We start from the raw sequence: 3,993 nt of genomic DNA, 5'->3' as shown, positions 1-3,993 counted from the left end.
GAGGCCGGGCCGCTCGGTGAGGGAGTCGGCGCGGCGGGTTACGGCGACGACCTCGTGGCCGGCGGCGAGAGCCTGGTCGGTGAGGTGGCGGCCAGTCGGTCCGTTGGCGCCGAAGACTGCGATACGCATGGTGTCGGGTCATCCCTTCGTGTGGTTCGCGGAACGCCCTTGACTGTGCCGACCACGCAACGCAGGCTCAACGCTGATGAATAACGACGCCCCTGCGCCCGCCCGCACCCGAGGCCGGCCCCGTGGCAACCCGCCGACCCGCGAGTCGATCGTCTCGGCGGCCCGCGCGCTGTTCCTGGAGCGCGGCTACCGGGGCACCACCGTGCGCGCGGTGGCCGGGGCTGCCGGGGTCGACCCGGCGCTGATCGCGTACCACTTCGGCTCGAAGAAGGGCCTGTTCGCGGAGGTAATGCAGTTCCAGTGCGCCAACGCGCTGGCGGCGGACGCCGTCCTCGGCGGCGACCCGGCCACCCTCCCTGACCGCCTGATCGACGCGGTGACGGACCTGTGGGGGGACGCCGACTTCCGACAGCTCACCGGCCAGGGCGACGAGGCCGCCGAGGTGATCCGCGAGTACCTGGAACACGAGCTGCTGGCCCGGCTTGTTGAATTTCTCGGCGGCCGGGATGCGACCGCCCGCGCCACGGCCGTGGTGACGATCCTCGGCGGCCTCATCTACACCCGCTACCTCAACCCCCTCCCCACCCCTGCCACCCTCAACCCGTCCGAGATCCGCCACATCCTCACCCCGGCGCTACGCGCGGCACTGGCCCCGAGGCCGCGCACCGCGGCAACCACCAGCGCAGGCCGTCGGGGCTGACCGGCCTTTGGTTCAGGCGCCGTCCGGCCTTGACCACCTCAGCGCCTCCAGTGCCGCTACCCCTGTAGGTAGCGGTGCAGGGAGCTTTTCGGGATGCCGGTCTTGGCACTGATCTCCCCGTAGCTGCTGCCCTGCTCCTTGAGCAGGCGCGCGTACTCGATCCTGTCGGAGGGGTGGGCTACGGGGCCGCCGATGCGGCGGCCAGCTGCTTCGGCGACGGCGCGGGCGTGGGCGGCCCGCTCAGCGGTGAAGGCGCGCTCCATCTCGGCGAACAGTGCCAGCAGCAGGAAGGCGATGCGGCCCATGCCCTCGTCGGCGGTGTTGATCGGCAGCGGGTCGGCGAGTGAGCGCACGCCGATCTGCTTGTCGTTCAGGTCGTGGACGAGGTTGAGGACTTCGCGCAGGTTGCGGCCGAGCCGGTCGAGGGTGTGCACCACGATGGTGTCGCCCGGGCGGGCGTAGGCGAGCAGGTCAGTCAGGCCGGGCTTGACGGTGGCTCCGCTTTTCTTGTCGACGTAGATCCGCGACTCGCGGATGTCCGCTTCGCCGAGGGCGTTAGCCGCCCGCAGGTCAGGACGACAGGCCGCTTCGGCGTCCGTCCTTCGGTGACGGCAGCGACCAGATCAGCAAGGCCTGCGGGATAGACCGTGTCCTGGGTGGCCCGCAGTTCGGGAAAGGTCCACCAACGGTGCTCGCGGATGTTGTCGGCCTGCGTGGCGCGCGTCGGACCAACTGCGGCCGCGGAGACACGGGTGAGGAAGTACCGTTCCACCTGCCGGACTTCGCGTCCACCGACCAGGTGGTCCTTGCTGCGCTCCGCGAGATGCTCCCCCAGTTCGACCGCCGTACCGTCGATACCAAGTTCTTCGCGCAGTTCCCGGAGCGTCGCCGTGGTGTGGTCCTCTCCGTCCTCCAGTGAGCCGCCGGGCGTCGCCCAGCCCGCCGTTTTCGTCGTAGCGCAGTAGCAGGACGCGGCCGTCGGCGTCGAGGACGATGCCGCGGGCGGTTTCCCGGCGGGGTGGAGGCGTCATGTCGTTCAGTGATGCGGTTCAGATGGGCAGTTCCAACTGCTCAAGGCCACCGATGAAGGCATCGTAAGCGTCGGTGGCGAAGAGCAGCGGTTGCTGGTCGAAGTTCTTGGAGTCGCGGAAGTGTCGACGTTCAGGCAATTCGGCTCTGTCGGAGATCTTGTGACGGAGTCGGTCTGAACTGGGCATCAACTGGGTGTGCGGTTCAGGGGATTTGAGGCAGTTGCTGCCGCATTTGGCCGGTGTGGTGGTGGAGTCGGTGGAGCGGGCCGCTGGGGTGGTCACGTTTCGTATCGCTCCGCCTCCGCTGGGTCCTGGCCGGCGGAGCATGTGCGAGGTGAGGCAGGAGACACCGATGAGTGCCATGGTCCAGGATGGGCCCATGGCAACCGTCTTGGCGTTTCACGCCCACCCGGACGACGAGGTGTTCCTAACGGGTGGCACGCTCGCGCGGGTCGCAGCCGAGGGACACCGCGTGGTGATCGTGGTCGCCACGGATGGCCTCATGGATGCCGCGCCGGAGGGCGGAGCGCCACGCCTGAGTGAACTGCGGGCGAGCGCGGCCGTGCTGGGCGTGACACGCGTCGTGCACCTGGGGTATGCGAACAGCGGCCATGGTGCCGTGCTCTATCCGGATCCGCCGGATCGGGCACGCTTCGTGCGGGCAGACACGGAGGAGGCGGCCGAGCGGCTGGCCGCCGTCTTGCGCGAGGAAGACGCGGACTTGCTTATCAGCTACGACGCCAATGGCGGATACGGCCATCGCGACCACGTCAGGGTGCACGAAGTTGGCAAGCGTGCCGCCGAGCTGGCCGGGGTACATCGGGTACTGGAGGCGACCATGCCGCGTGATGTCGTGGTTCGCCTGGTGAAGCTGGTGCGCCTGCTGAGGATCCCGTTTAGGTTCGACGCGGATGCGCTGCGCACCGCCTACAGTTCGCGCGCGGCCATCACCCACACCATTGATGTCCGACGGTTCGCCGGTCAGAAACAGGCGGCTCTTGCCGCCCACCGTTCGGAGGTATCAGGGTCGGGCCGGCTTGCTCCCGTGATGAGGGTGGTGGTTCGTCTTCCGGCCCCTGTCTTCGGTTGGGTGTTCGGTCGGGAATGGTTTGTCGAGGCTCGGGCAACAGCCCCGTCCGAGGCCTTCGCTGACATCTTCCAGCCGGCCCCATAGCGTCGTGTTCGGCCGATGGGGCCTGCCCGGGCGGATCGGGAGATGACGACGTGCCGTCGGAGATCTTGTGACCGATGCACGGTCATGGGATGTGAAGGATGCGTTTACGGAGGAGTGGGAGGTGTGCGCGGCCGAAGCCCACGACCAGAGCGTGCCGTACGCCGCGCGGATCGCGAGGGTCCGGCACCTCGGCCAGACGCTCCAGCAGGCCCGGGATCTCCCCGGGTACGGCCCCGGGATGCTCGCGGAGTTGGTCAAAGGCAAGCGGGATCGGCGGTGACGCGTCGGCAGGCACGGTTCATTCGCCCGCGGTGTCCTCGGGCTCCCAGCGAAGCAGGTCGCCTGGCTGGCACTTGAGCACCTCGCAGAGTGCGGCGAGCGTCGCGAAGCGCACCGCCTTGGCGCGGCCGTTCTTGAGTACCGCCAGGTTGGCGGGCGTGATCCCTACGCGGTCTGCGAGTTCGCCCACGGACATCTTCCGCTTGGCCAGCATCACGTCGATGTCGACGGCGATCGGCATCAGATCACCTCGTCCAACTCGGCCTGCATCTGCGCCGCTTCGACGTCGCGGGCGACGGCCTGGGCGAGCAGCATCCGCAGCACGAGCACGATGAGCGCGACTCCCAGAATGGCCACGCCAATCCCGCCCATGATGAGGGTGACGCCCGGGTCGTCCCGCTGGCCCGGCGCATTCAGGGCCGTGACCGCGAACCACACGAGAGCAGCCGCAATGATCGCGCCGATGATGACGTCCACGTACCGGAAGGCGGCGTGGGAGAACACGGTTCCGCGTCGCACCATCGTTACCAGTCGCCATACACAGACCAGGGCGACCTGGGCCGTTCCGATGCCCAGGATCGTGATCACGCGCAGCGGGGGGCGGGGCCGCCCACCCCCCACCAGGGGGACCCCACCAAGAAAGAACCCACCCCAAAAAAAAACGAAAAACAACAAGGCGG

Annotated in this window: 8 protein-coding genes and 1 pseudogene; 3 read left to right on the top strand and 6 right to left on the bottom strand. The window is 68.4% G+C overall.

The window, feature by feature from the left end:
• A partial coding sequence (locus ABT186_RS47135) for an NAD(P)H-binding protein (RefSeq protein WP_351930590.1) occupies positions 1 to 129 on the bottom strand: 129 nt, incomplete at its 3' end.
• 76 nt (positions 130 to 205) lie between these two features.
• Between ABT186_RS47135 and ABT186_RS47130 the strand changes: the two genes are divergently transcribed.
• Positions 206 to 829 carry a TetR/AcrR family transcriptional regulator gene (locus ABT186_RS47130; protein ID WP_351930584.1) on the top strand — a complete coding sequence of 208 codons (624 nt, stop codon included), beginning with the start codon at positions 206 to 208 and terminating at the stop codon, positions 827 to 829.
• Between the two features lie 56 nt (positions 830 to 885).
• On the opposite strand, the gene ABT186_RS47125 is transcribed toward ABT186_RS47130, so the two are convergent.
• The 3 genes from ABT186_RS47125 to ABT186_RS47115 all read right to left on the bottom strand — a co-directional run bounded on the left by ABT186_RS47125 (position 886) and on the right by ABT186_RS47115 (position 2,142).
• Positions 886 to 1,398, bottom strand: coding sequence for a recombinase family protein (locus ABT186_RS47125; protein ID WP_351930589.1), 513 nt, complete (start codon positions 1,396 to 1,398; stop codon positions 886 to 888).
• Positions 1,305 to 1,745, bottom strand: a complete 441-nt coding sequence (locus tag ABT186_RS47120) for an NUDIX domain-containing protein (protein WP_351930588.1) — start codon at positions 1,743 to 1,745, stop codon at positions 1,305 to 1,307. Before ABT186_RS47120 ends, ABT186_RS47125 begins: the two co-directional genes overlap by 94 nt.
• Positions 1,746 to 1,878: 133 nt before the next feature.
• A complete protein-coding gene (locus tag ABT186_RS47115; protein ID WP_351930582.1) occupies positions 1,879 to 2,142 on the bottom strand; it encodes a DUF397 domain-containing protein in 264 nt (87 codons plus the stop codon).
• A gap of 70 nt (positions 2,143 to 2,212) precedes the next feature.
• Here ABT186_RS47115 and ABT186_RS47110 point away from each other — a divergent pair, with 70 nt between their 5' ends.
• Positions 2,213 to 3,034, top strand: a complete 822-nt coding sequence (locus tag ABT186_RS47110) for a PIG-L deacetylase family protein (protein ID WP_351232503.1) — start codon at positions 2,213 to 2,215, stop codon at positions 3,032 to 3,034.
• Between the two features lie 91 nt (positions 3,035 to 3,125).
• The gene (locus tag ABT186_RS47105; protein ID WP_351232504.1) at positions 3,126 to 3,314 is read left to right on the top strand and encodes a hypothetical protein; all 189 of its coding nucleotides are present in this window, start codon (positions 3,126 to 3,128) and stop codon (positions 3,312 to 3,314) included.
• Positions 3,315 to 3,332: 18 nt separating this feature from the next.
• Here ABT186_RS47105 and ABT186_RS47100 read toward each other — a convergent pair whose 3' ends face one another.
• Both ABT186_RS47100 and ABT186_RS47095 read right to left on the bottom strand, forming a co-directional pair.
• A complete protein-coding gene (locus ABT186_RS47100; protein ID WP_351232506.1) occupies positions 3,333 to 3,554 on the bottom strand; it encodes a helix-turn-helix domain-containing protein in 222 nt (73 codons plus the stop codon).
• Positions 3,554 to 3,918: pseudogene (locus ABT186_RS47095) on the bottom strand (DUF2975 domain-containing protein); the annotation flags it as partial. The gene ABT186_RS47100 and the pseudogene ABT186_RS47095, both read right to left, overlap by 1 nt.
• Positions 3,919 to 3,993: the final 75 nt, after the last annotated feature.

The organism is Streptomyces sp. NPDC001634 (genome assembly GCF_040298185.1).
Lineage (GTDB): Bacteria > Actinomycetota > Actinomycetes > Streptomycetales > Streptomycetaceae > Streptomyces.
This window is presented reverse-complemented; position numbering and strand designations above follow the sequence as displayed.